This window comes from Bradyrhizobium ferriligni (assembly GCF_056837965.1).
In genome coordinates this window covers 133,993-155,342 of sequence record NZ_JBXEJO010000008.1, presented here as the reverse complement: position 1 = coordinate 155,342, position 21,350 = coordinate 133,993, and the positions used below count along the sequence as shown (strand labels likewise).

At 65.1% G+C, this 21,350-nt stretch carries 20 protein-coding genes; 12 read left to right on the top strand and 8 right to left on the bottom strand.

The genetic code is table 11. The features are described 5' to 3' along the window. Positions 1-705 (top strand): GlxA family transcriptional regulator (locus AC1VNY_RS06915; RefSeq protein WP_482404608.1); only part of this gene is annotated, 705 nt, incomplete at its 5' end. Between the two features lie 184 nt (positions 706-889). After that, a complete protein-coding gene (locus tag AC1VNY_RS06910) occupies positions 890-2,119 on the top strand; it encodes an ABC transporter substrate-binding protein (RefSeq protein WP_482404607.1) in 1,230 nt (409 codons plus the stop codon). 100 nt (positions 2,120-2,219) lie between these two features. Here AC1VNY_RS06910 and AC1VNY_RS06905 read toward each other — a convergent pair whose 3' ends face one another. Together AC1VNY_RS06905 and AC1VNY_RS06900 are read right to left on the bottom strand one after the other, a co-directional pair. Then, the gene (locus tag AC1VNY_RS06905) at positions 2,220-3,287 is read right to left on the bottom strand and encodes an ABC transporter substrate-binding protein (RefSeq protein WP_482404606.1); all 1,068 of its coding nucleotides are present in this window, start codon (positions 3,285-3,287) and stop codon (positions 2,220-2,222) included. A gap of 175 nt (positions 3,288-3,462) precedes the next feature. Next, positions 3,463-5,766 (bottom strand): PAS domain S-box protein, encoded by a 2,304-nt coding sequence (locus tag AC1VNY_RS06900; protein ID WP_482404605.1) that lies wholly within the window; start codon positions 5,764-5,766, stop codon positions 3,463-3,465. A 755-nt stretch (positions 5,767-6,521) separates the two neighbouring features. Between AC1VNY_RS06900 and AC1VNY_RS06895 the strand changes: the two genes are divergently transcribed. Next, entirely contained in the window at positions 6,522-7,310 is a 789-nt protein-coding gene (locus AC1VNY_RS06895) for a hypothetical protein (RefSeq protein ID WP_482404604.1), read from the top strand. Positions 7,311-7,971: 661 nt separating this feature from the next. On the opposite strand, the gene AC1VNY_RS06890 is transcribed toward AC1VNY_RS06895, so the two are convergent. Continuing rightward, positions 7,972-8,742, bottom strand: coding sequence for a gamma-glutamyl-gamma-aminobutyrate hydrolase family protein (locus AC1VNY_RS06890; RefSeq protein WP_411780337.1), 771 nt, complete (start codon positions 8,740-8,742; stop codon positions 7,972-7,974). A 276-nt stretch (positions 8,743-9,018) separates the two neighbouring features. Here AC1VNY_RS06890 and AC1VNY_RS06885 point away from each other — a divergent pair, with 276 nt between their 5' ends. After that, positions 9,019-10,155, top strand: coding sequence for an AI-2E family transporter (locus AC1VNY_RS06885; RefSeq protein ID WP_482404603.1), 1,137 nt, complete (start codon positions 9,019-9,021; stop codon positions 10,153-10,155). Between the two features lie 7 nt (positions 10,156-10,162). Here the strand turns inward: AC1VNY_RS06885 and AC1VNY_RS06880 are convergent, their stop codons facing one another. The 5 genes from AC1VNY_RS06880 to AC1VNY_RS06860 form a co-directional block, all read right to left on the bottom strand. Then, positions 10,163-10,399, bottom strand: a complete 237-nt coding sequence (locus AC1VNY_RS06880) for a hypothetical protein (protein ID WP_482404613.1) — start codon at positions 10,397-10,399, stop codon at positions 10,163-10,165. A 44-nt stretch (positions 10,400-10,443) separates the two neighbouring features. Next, the gene (locus AC1VNY_RS06875) at positions 10,444-11,661 is read right to left on the bottom strand and encodes a GGDEF domain-containing protein (RefSeq protein ID WP_057020653.1); all 1,218 of its coding nucleotides are present in this window, start codon (positions 11,659-11,661) and stop codon (positions 10,444-10,446) included. A gap of 249 nt (positions 11,662-11,910) precedes the next feature. Further along, the gene (gene rpsI / locus AC1VNY_RS06870; RefSeq protein ID WP_028333930.1) at positions 11,911-12,387 is read right to left on the bottom strand and encodes a 30S ribosomal protein S9; all 477 of its coding nucleotides are present in this window, start codon (positions 12,385-12,387) and stop codon (positions 11,911-11,913) included. Next, entirely contained in the window at positions 12,387-12,851 is a 465-nt protein-coding gene (gene rplM, locus AC1VNY_RS06865) for a 50S ribosomal protein L13 (RefSeq protein WP_016840522.1), read from the bottom strand. The genes rpsI and rplM overlap by 1 nt, the downstream gene beginning before the upstream one ends. A gap of 153 nt (positions 12,852-13,004) precedes the next feature. Continuing rightward, entirely contained in the window at positions 13,005-13,433 is a 429-nt protein-coding gene (locus tag AC1VNY_RS06860; RefSeq protein ID WP_028340177.1) for a PaaI family thioesterase, read from the bottom strand. A 70-nt stretch (positions 13,434-13,503) separates the two neighbouring features. On the opposite strand from AC1VNY_RS06860, the gene AC1VNY_RS06855 reads away from it, so the two are divergent. From AC1VNY_RS06855 to nadC, 8 genes are all read left to right on the top strand, one after another. Then, on the top strand, positions 13,504-14,331 hold the full coding sequence (locus AC1VNY_RS06855; protein WP_482404602.1) for an enoyl-CoA hydratase: 828 nt from the start codon (positions 13,504-13,506) through the stop codon (positions 14,329-14,331). A 7-nt stretch (positions 14,332-14,338) separates the two neighbouring features. Continuing rightward, a complete protein-coding gene (locus tag AC1VNY_RS06850) occupies positions 14,339-14,923 on the top strand; it encodes a CoA-binding protein (protein WP_028340179.1) in 585 nt (194 codons plus the stop codon). A gap of 148 nt (positions 14,924-15,071) precedes the next feature. Continuing rightward, positions 15,072-16,352: an O-acetylhomoserine aminocarboxypropyltransferase gene (locus AC1VNY_RS06845; RefSeq protein ID WP_141342882.1), complete on the top strand. Its 1,281-nt coding sequence runs from the start codon at positions 15,072-15,074 to the stop codon at positions 16,350-16,352. Between the two features lie 157 nt (positions 16,353-16,509). Then, positions 16,510-16,917, top strand: coding sequence for a hypothetical protein (locus AC1VNY_RS06840; protein WP_018271884.1), 408 nt, complete (start codon positions 16,510-16,512; stop codon positions 16,915-16,917). A gap of 119 nt (positions 16,918-17,036) precedes the next feature. Next, entirely contained in the window at positions 17,037-17,888 is an 852-nt protein-coding gene (locus tag AC1VNY_RS06835) for an NUDIX hydrolase (RefSeq protein WP_482404612.1), read from the top strand. 54 nt (positions 17,889-17,942) lie between these two features. After that, the gene (gene nadA / locus AC1VNY_RS06830; RefSeq protein ID WP_482404601.1) at positions 17,943-18,929 is read left to right on the top strand and encodes a quinolinate synthase NadA; all 987 of its coding nucleotides are present in this window, start codon (positions 17,943-17,945) and stop codon (positions 18,927-18,929) included. Further along, positions 18,926-20,476, top strand: coding sequence for an L-aspartate oxidase (locus AC1VNY_RS06825; RefSeq protein WP_482404600.1), 1,551 nt, complete (start codon positions 18,926-18,928; stop codon positions 20,474-20,476). Before nadA ends, AC1VNY_RS06825 begins: the two co-directional genes overlap by 4 nt. Then, on the top strand, positions 20,473-21,324 hold the full coding sequence (gene nadC / locus AC1VNY_RS06820; RefSeq protein WP_482404599.1) for a carboxylating nicotinate-nucleotide diphosphorylase: 852 nt from the start codon (positions 20,473-20,475) through the stop codon (positions 21,322-21,324). Before AC1VNY_RS06825 ends, nadC begins: the two co-directional genes overlap by 4 nt. Positions 21,325-21,350: the final 26 nt, after the last annotated feature.

Sequence of the window (21,350 nt, the reverse complement as noted above, 5' to 3'; positions counted from 1 at the left end):
CAATATGACCGTGCCGGCGCCTGGCTGCGCCGGCAGCATGCCAGCGGCCGCTTGATCGGCGCGTTCTGCAGCGGCGTGCTGCTGCTCGCCAATGCCGGCCTGCTCGACGGCCGCCGCGCCACCATCACCTGGTGGCTGCAGAGTGAGCTTCGCCGCCGCCATCCCAAGGTCGATCTCGCCGGCGATGCCGTGATCACGCAGGCCGATCGCCTGGTCTGCGCCGCCGGCCCGATGTCGTGGGTCGATCTGTTGCTGCGGCTGATCGAGCTTGTCGAAGGCGCGGAGGTCGCAAAGGTTTGCGCCGACTATGCGGTGATCGACACCGCGCAGCGCACCCAGGCGATCTTCATGCCGCTCGGCTACATGCTCGGCCAGGATCCGCTGCTGATCAAGGCGGACATGCTGGTACGCCGCACCGGCAAGACCCCGATCACGGTGCGCGGCCTCGCACACGCGCTCGACCTCAGCGAACGCACGCTGAACCGCCGCTTCCGCGAACTGACCCACGAGCCGCCGCAGGCCTTCATCATGCGCCGCCGCGTCGAGCACGCCCGCACGCTGCTGGAGACCACGGCGCAGCCGATCAAGGCGATCGCCCGCGCCACCGGCTATGAGGACGAGAGCAGCTTTCGAAAGGCTTTCCGCAAGCTCACGCTGACATCGCCGCAGGCCTATCGCGCGCAGCGATCGATGCGCGCGGCCTGATCCCAGAAAGCCCGGAAGACTACGGTCAGCAACGCTGACGAACCTGATGACGTGATGCGAACCGCACACAAGGTTGTGTTTCCGGGATCGACAACGCCTGGGCTCGGGTGTTCACTGCCGGCAAGGGCCCGAAAGCGGCTTCCGATAAAACACGCATTCATTTTTCCGCATGGGGAGAAACGAGATGTCTTTCGTCGCTCGACGAATGGCGGCGCTTTCGACCGCCATCACCATTCTCGCTGTCTGTGCTGGCAGCGCATTTGCCCAGAAGAAATACGACACCGGCGCAACCGATACTGAAATCAAGATCGGCAACATCATGCCCTATAGCGGGCCGGCATCGGCCTATGGCACCAGCGGACGGGCCCAGGCGGCCTATTTCCGCAAGATCAACGCCGAGGGCGGCATCAACGGCCGCAAGATCAACTTCATCTCCTACGACGACAGCTACAGTCCGCCGAAGACGGTCGAGCAGGCGCGCAAGCTGGTCGAAGGCGACGAGGTCCTGCTGATCTTCGCCTCTCTCGGCACGGCATCCAACGGCGCGATTCAGAAATACATGAACGTGAAGAAAGTACCGCAGCTGTTCATTCAAACCGGTGCCACCAAGTGGAACGATCCGCAGAACTTCCCGTGGACCATGGGCTGGCAGCCCAGCTATCAGAGCGAGGGACGGATCTACGCCAAGCACATATTGAAGGAAAAGCCGAACGGCAGGATCGCGGTCCTCTACCAGAACGACGATTATGGAAAGGACTATCTCAAGGGCCTGAAGGACGGCCTCGGCGACAAGGCGGCGTCGATGATCGTCATCGAGGATGCCTATGAGGTGGCCGAGCCGACCATCGACACGCACATCGTCAAGATGAAATCGATGAATGCCGATGTATTCGTCGACATAGCCACACCGAAATTCGCGGCGCAGGCCATCAAGAAGACGGCGGAGATCGGCTGGAAACCTCTGCACATCCTCAACTCGGTCGGTTCCTCGCTCGGTGCCGTGATCCAGCCTGCCGGCTTCGAGAACGCACAAGGCATCATCTCGGTAGCCTACCTGATGGATCCGCTCGATCCGCAATGGAAGGACGACCCCGGCATGAAGGCGTTCGACGAATATCTCTCCAAATATTTCCCCGAAGGCAATCGGGCCGACAGCCTGATTATGACAGGGTACAATGCCGCCCAGACGCTGGTTCAGGTGTTGAAGCAGTGCGGCGACGATCTCACGCGCGCCAACGTGATGAAACAGGCCGCCAGCCTGAAGGCCTTCCGGACCACCAACCTGCTTCCCGGCATCACGATGAACACCAGCCCGATCGATTTCGCGCCGATCAAGCAGATGCAGCTCAGACGACTCAAGGGCGAGCGATGGGAGCTGTTCGGGCCGATGCTCAGCGCGGAAGTGGGAGGTTAGCGCGATCTGTAGGATGGGTAGAGCACAGCGAAACCCATCACCTCGCCCTTGCACAGGCGATGGGTTTCGCTTCGCTCTACCCATTCTACGGGGGACCGAACTACACCCGGAACAGTTTCGCGTACTTCGCCTTGATCTCCTCGGACTGCACCTGCACCTGGGCAGGATCGGCCTTGAGCATTTTCAGTTTGTCGAGCGGCACGTGCCCGGCCTTCTCCTTCACCTTGGCGTGGAACGAGCGGTGCGCGAATTCGTCGGCCAGCATCTGCTGGGTCTCGGCGCTGAAGAAATAGCTCTGGAACAGCCGCGCGGCATTCGGGTTCGGCGCGTTCTTGAAGATGCCGCTGGGGACGATGATCAGTGGCGCGCCTTCGGTTGGATAGACCACCTCGACCGGCTTGCCCTGATCCTTGGCCAGCACGAGGTTATAGTCGTTGCCGTCGGCCATCACCGCGCGCTCGCCGAGCAGGATCTTTTTCGGTGGATCGGCCGCCGACTGCACCTGCATCACCCGCTGCTGCGAAAGCTTCTCCAGATACGGCCAGCCGAGATCGCGCGCCAGCACGAAGGTCGCGGTCATGATCGCGCCGGAATAGCTCGGGTGGCCCTTGACGATCTTGCCGCGCCACTTGGGATCGAGCAAATCGGCGTAGCTCTTCGGCGCCTCCTCGCGCTTCACCTGCTCGGTGTTGTAGCCGATCACCTCGAACCAGGCGCAGGATGTCGCCGAGGTGCCGTCGGGATCGATCTGGTCGGCCGGAAAATGCCTGGCGACGTCTTCCGGGACATAGGCCGCGAGCCAGTCGTTCTTCTTCCAGTCGAGGTAATGCGCGGGATCGGTGGAATTGGCGACGTCGACGGCATTGATGCCGCTGCCCTGCTCCTGCGCGATGCGCTGGAAAATGCGCTCCGCGCCGGAGCGCTCGACGCGGACGCTGATCCCGGGATATCTCTGCTCGAAGTCACGCGCGAGACGCTCGGCCGTGTTCAGTTCCAGCGCGCTGTAGAACGAGATCTTGCCTTCCTTCTTCGCTGCTGCGATCAGCTCCGGCGTCACCGCTTCCGCCGGCGGCGGCGCCGCGCGCAGCGGCTCCGCGAATACCATGCCGGCGGCGGTGGCCGCCGTCGCCTTGAGCCAGTCGCGCCTCGACCATTTGCGGTCCTGCATTCCATACTCCCTGAAATCGGGCCGTTGACCGGCCGCGCCTTGTCGCGGGAGCTTAGCGCGTAGGTTGGGTCGAGCGAAGCGAAACCCAGCGGCCGCATCAAGGATGACGGATTTCGTGCAGTTTATCATCGGGCCGTGCGTTGCGGACCCGGTGGCATCCAGGCCACGCCGCGGTCTACGTCTTCCCCGGCGGATTCTCGCGCAGGAAGCGCTCGAGATCGGGCTGTACCGAGTAAGGCTGTGGAACCGGATCGCCCTGAAAGTCGACCTGAAGATCAAGGCAGCGCCGCAGCATCCGCGCCAGCTCGCCGCGCCGATAGGGCTTGGTGAGCAGCGGAATGCCGTGGCCGCCGCGCCCCTGTTGTGCGGGCAGCACGCCGTCGCTGTAGCCCGAGGTGAACAGCACCCGCAGTGCCGGGCGCCCCGCCATCAGTGTCTCCGCCAATTGCCGGCCGTTCATGCTGCCGGGCATCACGATATCGGTGAACAGAAGGTCGAACGCGGTGCCGCGTTTGACGATTTCGAGCGCGGCGTCCGCGTTCGCCGCGACAAGCACGTGGTAGCCGAGGCTTTCGAGCTGGCTCGTGACATAGTCCCGGATCGTAGGGTCGTCCTCGACGCACAGGATCGTCTCGTCGCCGCCCCTGACGGGCAGATCGTCCTCCTCCGTCGCGCGCTGTGCGGTGCCGTCGGCCTTCGGCAGATAGATCCTGAAGATGGTGCCGCGCCCCTGCTCGCTCTTGACCTCGATGCCGCCGCCGCTTTGCTTGACGAAGCCGAACACCATGCTGAGCCCGAGCCCGGCGCCCTGCCCGACCTCCTTGGTGGAAAAGAAGGGATCGAAGATCTTCTCCAGATGCGTCGGCGAAATGCCGGTGCCGGTATCGGTCACCTCGATCACGAGATGATCGCCGGCGCGCTCGACGCCGCACGCCACGGCGTCGGGAATCCCGAGCTGGATGTTGCGGGTCGCAAAGCTCAACGTGCCGCCGTCAGGCATGGCATCGCGCGCATTGATGGCGAGATTGACCAGCGCGGCACCAAGCTGGCTGCGGTCGACGAAGGCGAGCCAGGCGTTGCGGCCGAGCTCCGTCCTGATCTCGGTCTGCGAGCCCAACGTCTGCGACAGCAGCCGGACCACCTCGCCGATCAGGTCGTTGACGTCGGTCTCGGCGGGCTGCAGCGGTTGCTTGCGCGCGAATGCCAGGAGGCTCGAGGTGAGCTGCGCGCCGCGATCGGCGGCATCGCTGATCAGCTTGGCGATCGCGGCAAGTTGCGGGTTGTCCTTGACGCCGTCGGCGAGGATCTCGATCGTGCCGGTGATCACGGTCAGCATGTTGTTGAAGTCGTGCGCGATGCCGCCAGTCAGCCGCCCCAGCGATTCCGACTTCTGCGCCTGGATCAACTGCTCCTCGGCGATCCGGCGCTGGCTGACGTCCCTGACAAAGGAATTGATGATCCAGCCATCGCCGCGGCGCAGCGCGTTGAGCGACACCTCGACATAGAACCGGTGACCGTCGCGGTGCAGGCACGCCGTTTCATAGCGCATGCCCATGCCGCCGGCTGCGGTTTCCTGCAGGAAGCGGATGATCCGCTGCCGGTGCGCAAGGCGCAGCTCCTCCGGAAACACCAGTTCGACCACCCGATAACCGACCGCCTCGGACCGCGTCCAGCCGGTCAGCGCCTCGGCCTGCGGGCTCCAGTCGAGAATGAAGCCGTCCTGGTCGGTCTGGACGAAGGCGTCGAGCGCGGTCCTGACGATGGCCTGCGCCATCTGCTCGCTCTCGACCAGCGCCTGGTGTGCCCGCCGCTGCGCGGTGACGTCGTGCAGCACGGCGACCGCACCCCGCAGATTGCCGGTATCGTCGCGCAGCGGCCGCGCGTTAACGACAAGACAGACGGCCGGTTGCGGCGGTTGCGGTTTGACGATCAGCTCGAAATCGTCGACGTCATCGCCGCGCAGCGCACGCGCCATCGGCGTGTCCGGGATCGGCATCACGGTGGCGCCGTCGGCATAATAGTTCTGGAAGGTGCGAACGCCGGTCAGGGTATCAAAACCGGGTTCGACACTGTACAGCCGCCGCGCCGCGGCGTTGACGATCACGATCATCCCGTGCTCGTCGGCGACCACCACCGGATCGCGGATGCTCTCGACGGTCTTCTCCAGCAGGTGCTGCCTGCTGCCCAATTGGGCCGACAATTCGGCAAGCGTCGCCGCGAGCTGAGCGGTCTCGCCGTCATCGCTTGAGCCGAGCGAGACCTGCTGGCCTCGCGACAGCGCCTCCGCGGCCCGCACCAGTTGGGCGGGCGTCCTGGACAGCGATCTCGCAATCACCTCAGCCGTCATCAATACCACCGCAACCGCGCCACCCGCGAGCAGAATGCCCGGACAGGTCACGCCATGGATGAAGCCCAGCGCGAGCAGGAGCGCGGCGACGGGAAACATCATCCCCATCGCCAGACGGCCCGACAAATTCATCCCGACCAACCCCTCGTGTCGGCTGCACCGAAAATGGAAAAGGAAAAGCAGTATTCGGAAAGGGTCGTCGGCGCCGGAGCAAATATCCCTGTTGCTTAGCCGAGTCCGGCGCTGCAATCCGCCACTTTCGTATCCGTATTAGTACGGAGAAAGACCGATTCCGGCGCGCGCTCGATACCGGAAGAACAGCTGCGACCTGTCGACCAGCGGGACTTTCTCGCCAGCAGCGCAACTCAACATACCGAGAATGCGCGTGAGGGCCCCGGGGTACATGTCTGGCGCCACAGTCGGGCACCGGCCGAAGGCGCCTTGCAGGATGCCGACATGGTCGCTTGCCGAACATGGAACGCTCCGCATCCCCGCGTTTCAGGGTCCAGCCCGCCCTCTCCGGCGCTTGGTGACGCTCTCAACGCCGACCAACGATACCTCGACGCAATTTGCCTCAGCTCCGAGAGGCATCCGATGTTCGCGCTCGATAGCGTGAGGCGGCCGAACAGCACCCCGGTCCACGAGCTCGAGCGCTCCATGGCAAGCGGTGTTCCCGATTGCGGACGAACGATATCTCGGTCAAAATCGCCAGGACAGTTCAGGAAGGGTGAGCTGATAAAAGAAAGACGATGTGACGTACAGGCCGCATCCTCATCCCTGGGAAGCTTAAGCTGCAAATACCCATCCGGGTCCCGTTGAATGTTAGCGCGCCGAGGAGCGGATCTGCTCTCAAGGCGGGTGACCTTGCATTTGATACGGAGCACACAATGCATTCCATGCTGGATGACAGGGGCGCGGAAGGGCGGCTCGCGAGCTTGGAAGAGCAGCTTTCGAACCTCGCGCGCGAAGCGGGAGTCACTCCTTCCGACCCGCCGACCACCATGAAGGCGTTTCGCGCGCCGCTAGCAACGATTCATCGATTGGCGGATTGGCGCCACCTGGCTCTTGTCGGTACGGTGTTGGCAGCATGCATTGGTGGCGCTGTTTGGTGGTGGTCGTCACCCGTTGATAAGGCGATGGTGGCCCCCTCCGGGCACTCCTCACCTCCTGCGCAAACCCCACCGAAAGACGCCGCGCCGAAAGACGTTGCGCCGACTGCCGCCGCGCTTTCTTCCGACTTGGCGCAGCAGCTTCAACCGATGGCGCGCGATCTCGCTGCCTTAAGGCAAGCGGTCGAACAGCTTGAGGTGAGGCAGGACCAATTGGTCCGCGACCACAAAAACGTCGTAAGCCAACTCGAGGCGAGCCAAGCAGAAATGGCGCGCAGCAAAGATATCATCGACCAGATCAAGGCGACCCAGAATCAGCTGGCGCGCGAAAGCGAGACGGTCACCGAGCGGCTCAACGCAAGCCAGGAACAGCTGGCCGGTGTCATCGCCAACGCCGCCGAGCCAAAGGTGAGCCCCGAACAGCCAACGGTAACCCCGGAAATACCACTGCCGCGCCCGCGGCCGTCGGCCAATGTTGCCCAAACGCGCAAGCCGGCGCCACCCCCGGCGCGGCCGCACGCCACCGCCAAACCGCAACCGTCGGCATGGCCATGGTCAGTGCGCTAATGCCATAACGTGCTGCTTCCTGCGCGCCATCGACGCGGCGACGGCCCCTACCTGCATTTGCGATCAATGAAGCAACACGAAGAGGCCGCTGGCGCTGGTCAGCGGCCTCCTGAACCTGATCTCAAATGAACGTCTTGGTGGTAAAATCTTTGCCTCAGGTCCGCCATTATTAGACTGGGAATTCGCAGCACAGTGAAGTCCCAACAGGTGCGATGCTCAACGGAACTCTTGCGACGTTGCGGGGACAACACACTTTGCGTTCGTGACGCCCTGATTTGGGGACGATCTACTCGCCTGCCGCTCGGCTCGCGCGGATTGGCCAAGGAACGCCCCGCGTCTCTCATGGCTTCCCAAACCGGCGAGACTGGGCTTGTTTGTCACCGTCTTCACAGACGACGCCACACATTCGGTGTCGTCCCTGCCTAGTGCGCAATTGCGCACGGGAGCAGGGACCCATAACCACCGATGGCCATTGTTGAGCAGTGCTGCAATGACGAGTCCCGTTCACAACAACCGCCGCGGAGTATGGGTCCCTGCTTTCGCAGGGACGACAGGGCATTTTCCGGAGACGACGTCGTGATTAGACGCGCAGGGACGACAGCGCGCTTTTTGAAGACGACGTCGCGACTAGACGCGCAGGGACGATGGCGGTGAAGCCGTCCTACGCCGCCCGCCGCCGCTCACGCAGCGCGTCGCCGAAGGCCTCGAACAGGGCGCGGTTGATCGGATTGCGCTGCGGATCGTATTCGGCGTGCCACTGCACACCCAGCGCAAAACCCGGCGCATCGGCGATGCGGATCGCCTCGATGGTGCCGTCCTCGGCGATGCCCTCGATCACGACGCGCTTGCCGGGCTCGAGGATGCCCTGGCCATGCAGCGAATTGACCCGAATGGTCTCCCGGCCGAGGATTCTTGCGAACGCGCCGCCCGGCGTCAGTGCGACGTCGTGACGGTCGGCGAACACAACGGTCGGGTCAGGATGGATTTCGCCGTTCTCCAGCCGCGGCATCCGGTGGTTCATGCGGCCCGGAATCTCACGGATCTCCGGATGCAGCGAGCCGCCGAAGGCGACGTTCATCTCCTGCAGGCCGCGGCAGATGCCGAAGATCGGCACGCCGCGCGCGACGCACGCTTCCGACAGCGCCAGCGCGACGTCGTCGCGATGGATGTCGTAAGGCTCGTGCGCGGCACACGGTTCGGTGTTGAAGCGCGTCGGATGAACATTGGCGCGGGCTCCGGTCAGCACCACGCCGTCAACCACGTCGAGCAAGGCGCCGACCTCGGTGATTTCGGGGCTGCCCGCGAACATCAGCGGCACCGCGCCCGACACCTCGGCAACCGCGCGAAGGTTGCGCTCCCCGACCATCTGGACTGTGAAACGATTTTCGATGCGATGGGCGTTTCCGATCACGCCGACCACGGGCCGTCTCATTATTGAAGTCTCGCGCAATGATTCTTCTAAGTTTGCGACGTTGCGGAGACGATCATGCCTTCGAGTTCCCGCCGGATCAACTGTCTATATCTGCACAGGGGGCCTTGCAGTCCTGCACAGATTCGCGCCCCTCGGGACCCAGAGCCGGCCAGATGCCCACCAATCGCGCCCGGCGCCGCGGCGCGTCAGCGGCAAACCGGCACGCTCACGCCAGCTTGATCCCGGCGGGGTTTTCGCCAAAGACTGCTTCGGACCGTCGCGAAGGGGGAATCACCCGTGACAGACTCGGCTGACAATCGCCTGCAGGCCCGCAACGACTTGGCATGGGCGATCGCCGTCGGCGGCATCGGCGTGGTGCTGTTCGCAGCCCTGCTGACCTTCGCCTGGCATTTCGCCGCGACCCTGTTCCTGCTGTTCGCGGGCATGCTGCTCGGGGTCGCCCTCAATGCCATGACCACCCTGCTCGGCCGGCTGACCAAGCTGCCCCACGCGTTGCGGCTCGCGATCGTCTGCCTGGCGATGGCCGGGCTGCTGTCCGGCATCGTGTTCCTTGGCGGCACCACGATCGCGCAGCAGGCCACGGTGCTGAGCAACACGATCAAATCACAGCTCGGCAGCGTCAAGGACTTCCTCGAGCAGCACGGGGTCGACACCAGCTATCTCGATTTCACCAATGCCGCCGGCGAGGCGAAGGGCGAAGGCAGCGCCCTGACGACAACGACGACGACACCCGCGCCGTCCCAGTCCCACGGCATCCCCGGCGCCGGCGCGCTGGCCTCCAGCGGCGGCGCCATCATCAGCCAGACGCTGAAGGTGCTGCTCGGCACCGTCAGCGTCGTCGGCAACTTCTTCATCGTGCTGTTTCTCGGGCTCGCCTTTGCGGCTCAGCCAAGCATCTACCGCGCCGGACTGTTGTTCATCGCGCCGGCGAAGTACCGCGCGCAGGCGACCGTCATCGTCGACCGCATCGGCGAGACGCTGGAGCGCTGGCTGATCGCTCAGATCATCACGATGACGGCGGTGTTCCTCGTCACTTGGATCGGGCTTGCCATCATCGGCATTCCGAGCTCGTTCATCCTCGGCATCCAGGCCGGCCTGCTCGCCTTCATTCCGACGGTCGGCGCGATCCTCGGCGGGCTGATCGTGGTGCTGGCGAGCCTGGCGACCGGGTGGATCGCGGCGCTGTCGGCCTTCATCCTGTTCCTCGGCGTCCACGCGCTGGAAAGCTACGTGTTGACGCCGATCATCCAGCGCCAGGCGCTCGACATCCCGCCGGCCACGCTGTTCGCGTTCCAGATCCTGCTCGGCGTCGTGTTCGGCATCTGGGGGCTGGCGCTGGCGCTGCCGCTGATGGCGATCGCCAAGGTGATGATCGACCACTTCAAGACGGAGGATGCGGCCCGGGCCGCGTGACCGTACGTCAGGAGAGCAGCAGCACCGTTCCCGCGACCATCAGCATCACGCCGGCCAGCATCACCACCGGCCAGCGACTCTTCGGCGGCTGGTATCGCTCCTGGGCGCGCCGTTCGGCGATCAGCGCGGTCTCGTATTCATTGGAGTCCGAGAACAGGCAGGCGAAACCGCTGCGCGCCGAAACCGCGTCGGCTTCGAGCGACATCAGGGCTGACTGCGGATTACGGGTGCGGATCGACTCCATGCCCGAAAGCATGGGATTGAATGGTTAACCGCTCGTTACCGCGCTCATGCCCGGACGCTCGCCGGCTTTTGTCGCGCCGAAGCCGGCAGGCCCGCGGTCTTGCGCCGCCAGTTCTCCAGCGAGAGCGGCAATTCCTCCGCCGCCTCGACGCGGTTGCGGCCGCCGCGCTTGGCCTGGTAGAGCGCGGTGTCGGCCGAGGCCAACAGCACCTCGAGCTCGGTCCCGGCGGGGCCGCCGGCGACGCCGATGCTGACCGTGGTGTCGACCGCGCCTTCCTCGCAGGTGATGTTGCTGTTCTCGAAGGCTTCGCGCACGCGCTCGGCGACCAGCACACCCTCCTCCAGCGAGCACGGCAGCAGCGCCGCGAATTCCTCGCCGCCGATCCGGCCCGACAGATCGCTGATCCTGAGACTGTTGACCACGACAGCGGAGAACAGCTTCAGGATCTCGTCACCGGCGGGATGGCCGAAGCGGTCGTTGATCGACTTGAAGTGATCGATGTCGAAGATCATCACGGTGACCGGCCGGCCGGCAATGGACTCGCGCTCGATCACCCGGGCGCAGGCCTCGGTGAAGCCGCGGCGGTTGAGCATGCCGCTCAGGGGATCGATCGACGCAGCCGTCTTGTGCACGGCCACCGCGCGGTCCGACACCATCATGAAGATCACGAACACCGTGCCGATCGCGTACAGCACGAGTTCGATCGAAAACAGCGTGACCCAAAAGCTGGAGACGAAATTCTGGCCGTTCAATCGCAGCAGGTCGCCGACCAGGATCGGCAGCATCAGGACGCAACCGTGCGCGACCGGGATGACGATCGCAAGCCAGCGCCGCTGCATCGCGCGGCGGCGCTCGCTCCACAGTTCGGAGGCGGTCAGCGCGGCGTAGATCGCGACGATCCCGGCGCCGATCGTCAGGCGCATCGCGGGATCCTCAACCGTCGTCACCGCCCCGATCCATGCGATCGGGCCGAGCACGAGACCCAGCAGGTTGGCCTTGCGGCCGTGGAAAATGCGCGCGGCATTCCAGACCAGGCCGCAGGCGGCAAAGCCGATCGCATTAAGGCCTAGCAGAACCATCGGATCGAGCGTCGAACTGCCGACCGTCCAGACCGCGACCGAGGCCGCGCCGAGCAGATAGGCGGTGCCCCACCATTTCAGCGCGGAAATGTTCTCCTGCCTGCCGAACAACCACAGCATGGCGCCGAGCATGCCCGCGACCATGGTGGCGAACAAATAAAGTGTCGATGGATCGAACGACATAAACTCACCCCAGCCCGGTGTGATGCAACGTTCGCAGGCGCAAATAAATACGGTGATGCAGCGCCACTGCGAGCCCGCAAGCTAGAAGGTGCGAGTTCCAATTTCGTTTGCACGCACACGCAAGTTTTCATGAAAAACTGCGCTAATTCGCGCCGAAGCACGGCCGGTCGGACGCAGCAAAAAGGGCGCCTCGCGGCGCCCTCTGCAACTCGATGCTTGCGGCAATTGCCGCGAATTTTAGAACTCGAATTAGCGCTTCGAGAACTGGAAGGACTTGCGGGCCTTCGCCTTGCCGTACTTCTTGCGCTCGACCGAGCGGCTGTCGCGGGTCAGGAAGCCGCCCTTCTTGAGGACGCCGCGCAGCTCGGGCTCGAAGTTGGTCAGCGCCTTCGAGATGCCGTGCCGAACAGCACCGGCCTGGCCGGAGAGACCGCCGCCGGCGACGGTGCAGATCACGTCGTACTGGCCGTTACGGGCCGCAGCGACCAGCGGCTGCTGGATCATCATACGCAGCACCGGGCGGGCGAAGTAGACTTCGAACTCGCGGGTGTTGACCGAGATCTTGCCGGAGCCGGGCTTGACCCAGACGCGGGCGACCGCGTCCTTGCGCTTGCCGGTGGCGTAAGCGCGGTTGTACTTGTCGACCTTCTTGACGTATTTCGGCGCGTCGGGCGCGGCCGGCTTGACCTGCGAGAGCTGGTCGAGGGACTGCAACGTATCGGACATTATGCGGCCCTCGTGTTCTTGCGATTCAGGGAAGCGATATCGACCTTCTCGGGGCTCTGCGCTTCATGCGGATGATCGGCACCCGGATAGACGCGCAGATTGCCCATCTGCATGCGGCCGAGCGGACCGCGCGGGATCATGCGCTCGATCGCCTTCTCGACGACGCGCTCGGGGAAGCGACCCTCGAGGATCTGCTTCGCGGTGCGCTCCTTGATGCCACCGATGAAGCCGGTGTGCTTGTAGTAGGTCTTCTGGTCGCGCTTGCGACCGGTCAGCACCACATGCGCGGCGTTGACGATGATGACGTTGTCGCCGCAATCGACGTGCGGCGTGTAGGTGGGCAGGTGTTTGCCGCGCAGGCGCATCGCGACGAGCGTGGCGAGACGACCGACGACCAGACCCTTGGCGTCGATCACGACCCACTTCTTCGTCACTTCGGCGGGCTTGGCCGAGAACGTGCTCATGTGTGAAATCCGTGAAAAGGAAATCGGCGCCGTATGCGCCGAACTGGGCGGCTTTCTAGAGAAGCCGCGATCGCGCGTCAACGCCCACGCGATCAAATTACACCAGCGAAAACAATGGCTTGTAAATATGGTGCAATAATACCGCAGAAAAGCCTATTGATTCGGAATGGAATAGGTCGCCGTGACATGGGCAATGGGATCGGGAGACGAGCCGGACAGCAGGTTGACCTCGCCGACCGCGAGCCGCTTGCCGAGCTTGAGCAGCCTCGCCACCGCGAGCACGTCCTGCCCCGGCTGGCCCTTGCGCAGGAAGTTGATGTTGAGGTTGGTGGTCACGGCAAGGCCAACCGGCCCGATTGCCGACAGCAGCACCACGTACATCGCGAAATCCGCCAGGCCCATCAGGGTCGGCCCGGACACCGTACCGCCCGGCCGCAGCATGCGCTCGCTGAAACGCTGGCGCAGCAGGGCCGTCTCGCCGTCGGCGCTTTCGATCCGGACATCGTCGTGGACGAACGCCTGCGGGAATTCCCTCCGCAGGAACTCCTCCACGTCAGCCACGCTCATTTTCGCAGTCGCCATGCCGTCCCTGCCCTCGCTTCAGCCTGCCTGTTACATTAAGTTGTCACAGAGACCAAAGTGGAATTTCACCATGTCCGCCCAAGCCGCCCGCGCCGAAGCGCCGCAACACCAGCCGATCCTGCTGCGCGAGACCGTCGGCAGTATCGCGCTACTGACGCTCAATCGCCCCGGAGCGCGCAACAGCCTCTCCGAGGGCCTGATCGCCGAGCTGCACGCCGACCTGAACGATGTCGGCGGCGACAAGCGCATCCGCGCCGTCGTGCTCGCCGCCAACGGCCCGGCGTTCTGTGCCGGCCACGACCTCAAGGAGCTTACCGCGCGCCGCAGCGACGCCGACCGCGGCCGCGCCTATTTCGCGCAAATCATGAACGCCTGCAGCGCGATGATGCAGGCCATCGTGCGCCTGCCGAAGCCGGTAGTCGCATCCGTCCAGGGCATCGCCACCGCGGCCGGCTGCCAGCTCGTCGCAAGCTGCGACCTCGCGGTCGCCTCCGAGGCGGCGGCGTTCGCGACGCCGGGCGTCGACATCGGACTATTCTGCTCGACGCCGATGGTGGCGCTGTCGCGCAACGTGCCGCGCAAACAGGCGATGGAGATGCTGCTGACCGGAGAGCCGGTCTCGGCGGCAACGGCGCAGAGCATCGGCCTCGTCAACCGCGTGGTATCCGCGGGCACCGAACGCGACGCCGCGATCGCGCTGGCCGAGAAGGTCGCGCTGAAATCGGCCTACACCGTCAAGCTCGGCAAGGAAGCGTTCTATCGCCAGGCCGAGATGAACCTCGCTGACGCCTATCGCTTCGCCGCCGAGGTGATGACCGAAAACATGATGGCGCGCGACGCCGAAGAAGGCATCGGCGCCTTCATCGAGAAGCGCGATCCGAAGTGGCAAGACAAGTAAGATCGAAATGAATCACGACGCCTACGACGACAATTACATCCGCAGCATCCTGAACAACGTCAAGACGATCGCGATGGTCGGCGCCTCGCCGGTCAATGTGCGGCCGAGCTATTTCGCCTTCAAATATCTGGCGCAGCGCGGCTACGACATGATCCCGGTCAACCCCGGCCACGTCGGCAAGGCGCTGATGGGCAAGCCGTTCGTCGCCTCGCTTGCGGACATCGATCGGCCGATCGACATGATCGACATCTTCCGCAATTCGAGCCACATCATGCCCGTGGTCGAGGAGGCGCTGAAATTGTCGACGCCGCCGAAGGTGATCTGGATGCAGCTTGGCGCGCGCGACGACGCCGCGGCCGAGAAGGCGGAAGCCGCGGGCCTCAAGGTGGTGATGAACCGCTGCCCGAAGATCGAGTATGGCCGGCTGTCGTCGGAGATCTCTTGGATGGGCGTCAACTCGCGCACGCTGAGTTCCAAGCGTGCGCCGATCCCGACGCAGGGCATGCGGCTGTCGCTCAATCGCACGAGCTTCGGCGGCGGACAGACCGCGGCATCCGACCGCGCGGCAAAGAACAAGACCGAGACGACCTGACATCGCTGCGGAATAATCGCTGCGATCATCCGGTATAGCGCGGGATGCCCCTCCAAAAGCTGGCGATGTGCCCAACTCGCTTGACGGCGGGCGCAGCCGCCATCAGCATGCCGCGCGTTTCGACCAGGCCACAACAGGATACTAAAGAATGACCGATCGCCTTCCGGGATTTTCCACCCTCGCCGTGCACGCCGGCGCGCAGCCTGATCCCACCACCGGCGCGCGGGCGACGCCGATCTACCAGACCACGTCATTCGTCTTCAACGACGCCGACCATGCGGCCTCGCTGTTCGGCCTGCAGGCTTTCGGCAACATCTATACCCGCATCGGCAACCCGACCAATGCCGTGCTCGAGGAACGTGTCGCAGCCCTCGAAGGCGGCACCGCGGCGCTCGCCGTCGCTTCCGGTCACGCGGCACAGGTCGTCGTGCTGCAGCAGCTGTTGAAGCCCGGCGATGAGATCATCGCGGCACGCAAGCTCTATGGCGGCTCGATCAACCAGTTCACCCACGCCTTCAAGGCGTTTGGCTGGAATGTGGCCTGGGCCGACCCCGATGAGATCGAAAGCTTCGAGCGCGCGGTGACGCCGCACACCAAGGCGATCTTCATCGAGTCGATCGCCAACCCGGCCGGCAGCATCACCGATATCGAGGCGATCGCGGCCGTTGCGCGCAAGGCCGGCGTGCCGCTGATCGTCGACAACACGCTGGCCTCGCCCTATCTGATCAAGCCGATCGATCACGGCGCCGACATCGTCGTGCACTCCCTGACCAAGTTCCTCGGCGGTCACGGCAATTCGCTCGGCGGCATCATCGTCGATGCCGGCACCTTCGACTGGTCGAAGGACAACAAATATCCGATGCTGAGCGAGCCGCGCCCGGAATATCACGGCATCCGGATCCAGGAGACCTTTGGCAACTTCGCCTTCGCGATCGCGTGCCGCGTGCTCGGTCTGCGCGACCTTGGCCCGGCGCTGTCGCCGTTCAACGCCTTCATGATCCTGACCGGCATCGAGACGCTGCCGCTGCGCATGCAGAAGCACTGCGACAACGCCAAGGCGGTGGCGGAATTCCTCTCCACCCACCCCGCGGTCTCAGCGGTGAATTATGCCGGCCTGCCCGGCGACAGGTACAACGCCTTGCAGCGCAAATACGCGCCGAAAGGCGCCGGCGCGGTGTTCACCTTCAGCCTGAAGGGCGGCTATGACGCGGGCGTCAATCTGGTGTCGAACCTGCAGCTGTTCTCGCATCTCGCCAATGTCGGCGACACACGCTCGCTGGTGATCCATCCGGCCTCCACCACCCACAGCCAGCTCGACGACGCCGCCAAGGTGAGGTCGGGCGCGGCGCCCGAGGTGGTGCGGCTTTCGATCGGCATCGAGGATAAGGAGGACCTGATCGCCGACCTCGACCAGGCCCTGCGCGCCTGATCCCGCAATTGTTCCGGAGCGGTGCGCCGCATCGCTCCGGAAGCTTGCCCAAGGCGACGGACATCCCGTTAACGCTTAATACCGACGGGCCTCTCGTTAACGTTCAATCCGGCTTAAAGTGGCAGTGATAGGCTCCGGATGATTCGGGAGACCATTGATGCTGCGCTGGACATTGCCGCTCGCGATCGCATTGTTTGCGATCCCGCCTGCTGACGCCGCCGACGGCCCGGCCGTCGCCAAGAGCGCGACCGTCAAGGCCGCGCGCCAGCTGCCGGCGGGCCTACCGCACCGGCATTACGCCTACCGCACCACCATCACATCGCCGACCTATGTGCGGCGCGGACGCCAGCTCGTGGTCGTCGAGCAGCCCGTGGTGATCCCGCTCAATTCCGAGCCGTACATCCCGTTCGTGCCCGGCGAACCGCTGCTGCCGGGATCGTCGTCGCTGCCCGGCTATTACGGCAACTGGCACTCCTACAACTATTTCGGCCCGTACTACGGCGGCGCCTATGTGACCTATTGGGACCGCCTGCCCTACGCCTGCGGCGTCTACGGCTACTGCTAGCGCGGAACGATCGGGTGGCCAGATCGCCGCAGAAATCCAGCGCACCGGCTTCGGGGAACGCGGTGACCGCCGATCTCGTCGCGGTGCTGGTCGCCGTCACCGAGGGCACGCCCAAGATCATGACCATCGCCGGCGGCTCCGCGCTGCCGAGCGGCCCGTTCGAGTTCACCCATCGCTCGCTGCAGACCGCGCTGCGGGCCTGGGTCGAAGCGCAGACCGGCCACCCGCTCGGCTATGTCGAGCAGCTCTACACCTTTGCCGACCGCGGCCGCTCCGGCGACACCAAGGCGCCGCACAGCGTCTCGATCAGCTATCTCGGCCTGACCCGCGAGGATCGTGTCGGCGAAGGCTTCGAGGCGCACTGGTCCGGCTGGTACGACTACTTCCCCTGGGAGGATCATCGCGCCGGCGCGCCGGCCTTCCTGGCGAAGACGATCGCGCCGAAGCTGAAAACGTGGGCGAAGGCGGCGCCGTCACCGACGCTGCAGCGCGAGCGCTGGCAGCGCTGCGCCATCACCTTCGGCCTCGACGATCGCGACTGGAACGAGGAGCTGGTGCTGCAGCGCTATGAGCTGCTCTACGAGGCCGCGTTGATCCCGGAAGCCGGGCGCGCGCATGGCCGCGAGGCGCCGGTCGTGCCGGGCAAGCCGATGACGGCGGATCACCGCCGCATTCTCGCGACCGGGATCGCGCGGCTGCGCGCCAAGATCAAATACCGTCCGGTGGTATTCGAGCTGATGCCAGCCGAGTTCACCCTGCTGCAACTGCAACGCAGTGTTGAGGCGCTCGCAGGCCGGCTGGTCCACAAACAGAACTTCCGCCGACTGATCGAGCAGCAGGAACTCGTTGAAGAAGCTGGCGCAATGGCCGCCGATACCGTCGGCCGGCCGGCCAAGCTATTCCGCTTCCGCCATGCCGTGCTGGCCGAGCGGGCCGTCGCCGGCACCAAGCTCCCGCTTTCGCGCACTTGACACGCCTTATGCTCAGGATAAGTATAAGCCATCTTATGCTCACGGAGAGTATAAATGGTTGCACTGGATACCGATCTGCTCACCCGCACCGCGCCGCTCTATGAGCGCGTCAAGCGCGTCATCCCGCCGTTCGAATGGGCCACATTCGCCGAGGACGTCGATGCGATCCTCGCGCTGAAACGCCGCCGCAATGCGGTGGTGCTGGCGCACAATTACCAGACGCCGGAGATCTTCCACGGCGTCGCCGATATCGTCGGCGACAGCCTGTTGCTCGCGCGCGAAGCAACCAAGGTCGATGCCGATGTCATCGTGCTCGCGGGCGTGCATTTCATGGCCGAGACCGCGAAGCTGCTCAATCCGGCCAAGACCGTGCTGATCCCCGACCTCAAGGCCGGCTGCTCGCTGGCGGATTCCATCACGGCGCAGGACGTGCGGCTGATGCGCGCGCGCTACCCGGACGCCCCGGTCGTTGCCTATGTCAACACCTCGACCGCGGTGAAGGCCGAGTCCGACATCTGCTGCACGTCAGGCAATGCGGTGAAGGTGGTTGAATCGCTCGGCGCCGAGCGCGTCATCATGCTCCCTGATGAATATCTTGCGCAGAACATCGCCAAGCAAACCAGCAAGAAGATCATCGCCTGGAAGGGCCACTGCGAGGTGCACGAGCTGTTCACCGCCGACGACGTGCGTCAGCTGCGCGAGGATCATCCCGATATCACCATCCTGGCGCATCCGGAATGCCCGCCCGAGGTGGTCGCCGAAGCGGACTTCGCCGGGTCGACGGCTGCGATGCAGTCGTTCGTCGAGAGCAAACGTCCGCCGCGTGTCGTGCTGCTGACGGAATGCTCGATGAGCGACAACATCGCAGCACGAAACCCCGATGTCGACTTCGTCCGCCCCTGCAATCTCTGTCCGCACATGAAGCGGATCACGCTGAAGAACATCCGTCACGCGCTGGAGACCAACCAGCACGAGGTCACCATCGACCCTGCGATCGCCGATCGCGCGCGCAAGAGCGTCGAAAGGATGCTGGCGATATGAGCACCGATATCTCCGATCTCAACGGCCGCCCGGTGATCATCGGCGGCGGCGCCGCCGGGCTGATGACCGCGCTTCAGCTCGCGCCCGAGCCGGTCGTCCTGCTGTCGAAATCGCCGCTCGGCGCGGAAGCTTCCAGCATGTGGGCACAGGGCGGCCTTGCCGCACCGGTCGGCGCCGATGACAGCCCTGCCCTGCATCTCGCCGATACGCTCGCGGCCGGCGCCGGCCTTTGCGACGCGGCCGCCGCGAGCCGGATTGTCCACGCCGCGCCCGCCGCCGTCGAACAGCTGGCGAGGCTCGGCGTCGCCTTCGACCGGCACGCCGACGGCAGCTGGCGCCTCGGGCTCGAGGCCGCACATCGCCGCAACCGCATCGTGCACGCCACCGGCGACGGCACCGGTCGCGAGATCATGCGCGCGCTGATCGCGGCGGTCCGCCAGACGCCGTCGATCACGCTGCTGGAAGGCGTCGAGGCGCGCCGGCTGATCGTCGAGGACAATGCGGTGAGGGGCGTGCTTGCAGCCAGCGCAAGTGGCGCGCTGACGATCGCGAGCAACCGCGTGGTGATCGCGACCGGCGGCATCGGCGGGCTGTTCGCCGACAGCACCAATCCCGGCGGTTGTTTCGGCCAGGGGCTCGCGCTTGCCGCACATGCCGGCGCGAAACTGTCGGACATCGAGTTCGTCCAGTTTCATCCGACCGCGTTCGACGGGCCGTCGCGCCCGATGCCGCTGTTGACCGAGGCGATCCGCGGCGATGGGGCGGTCTTGATCGACGAGACCGGCCAGCGCTTCATGGCCGATCAGCCCGGCGCCGAGCTTGCGCCACGCGACATCGTCGCGCGCGCCGTGTGGCGCCACCGCGCCGCGGGGCATCGCACCTTCCTCGACGCGCGCCAACATCCGGGCGCGGAGTTTGCGCAGCGCTATCCCGTGATCAGCGCGTTCTGCAAGATGGCCGGCATCGATCCCGCCCATGATCCGATCCCGATCCGGCCGGCGGTTCACTACCACATGGGCGGCATCGCGGTTGACGGTTTTGGCCGCAGCACGGTGCAGGGCTTGTGGGCCTGCGGCGAGGCCGCGCGCACCGGGTTGCACGGCGCAAACCGGCTCGCCAGCAACTCGCTGATGGAAGCGATCGTCTGCGCGCGCTGGGTCGCCGAGAGCATCGAGAGCGTGAGCGCAGGCCCGCGCGCCATGCTGCGCGACGACGCGGTGCCACAGGCTTCCGATCCCTCCGCCGTGCGACAGGTCCTCACCCAGGGGCTCGGCGTCCTGCGCGACCGCGACGGGATCGCCCGCGCGATCCGCAGCCTCTATCCACTCGCAGGCGGCCACAGTGCCGCATCCGACGCCGCATTGATCGGATTGATGGTCGCGGTTGCCGCAATCAGGCGTGAGGAAACCTGCGGCGGCCACTTCCGCAGCGATTTCCCGCACACCGCTGCGTCGGCCGTTCCGTCGTCCCTTACCCGCGCCGATGCACTCGCCGCCGCGCGCGACATCGTCGAATCCACGCCATTTGCCAGGAGTGCCCTGTCATGACCCTCAATCCCCTCTTGCCCCTGATCTATGAGCCGATCGTGCAGACTGCGCTGCGCGAGGATCTCGGCCGCGCCGGCGATATCACCGCAGACGCCATCGTGCCGTCCGCCCAGCAGGCGCGGCTGGTGATGCGGGCGCGGCAGCCCGGCGTGATTGCCGGGCTCGACGTCGCGCGGTCGGCCTTCCAGACGGTGTCGCCGGCCATCACACTGCGCGCCGAGCGGCCCGACGGCAGCGCGGTCGAACCCGACCAGGTCATCGCGATCATCGACGGCCCGGCCCGCAGCCTGCTCACCGCCGAACGAACCGCACTCAACTTCCTCTGCCATCTGAGCGGCGTCGCCACCGCAACCGCCACGTTGGTCAAGGCCGTGGCCGGCACCCGCGCGCAGATCGTCTGCACCCGCAAGACCACGCCGGGACTGCGTGCGCTGGAGAAATATGCGGTGCGCGCCGGCGGCGGCGGCAATCATCGCTTCGGCCTCGACGATGCCGTGCTGATCAAGGACAACCACATCGCGCTCGCCGGCGGCATCCGCACCGCGATCGAGCGCGCCAAGGCCAATGCCGGCCATCTCGTCAAGATCGAGGTCGAGGTCGACACGCTGTCGCAGCTTGAGGAGGCGCTGGCGCTCGGCGTCGACGCTGTCCTGCTCGACAACATGACGACCGAGCAGCTCAGCCAGGCGGTGGACATGGCGCGCGGCAAGGCGCTCACCGAAGCCTCCGGCCGCATCACCGCGGCGACGGCCGCAGCGATTGCCGGAACTGGCGTCGACCTGATCTCGGTCGGCTGGGTGACCCATAGCTCGGCCGCGCTTGATATCGGGCTCGACTATCTGTCCTGATCGATCAAAGAGGTTGATGGATCAAC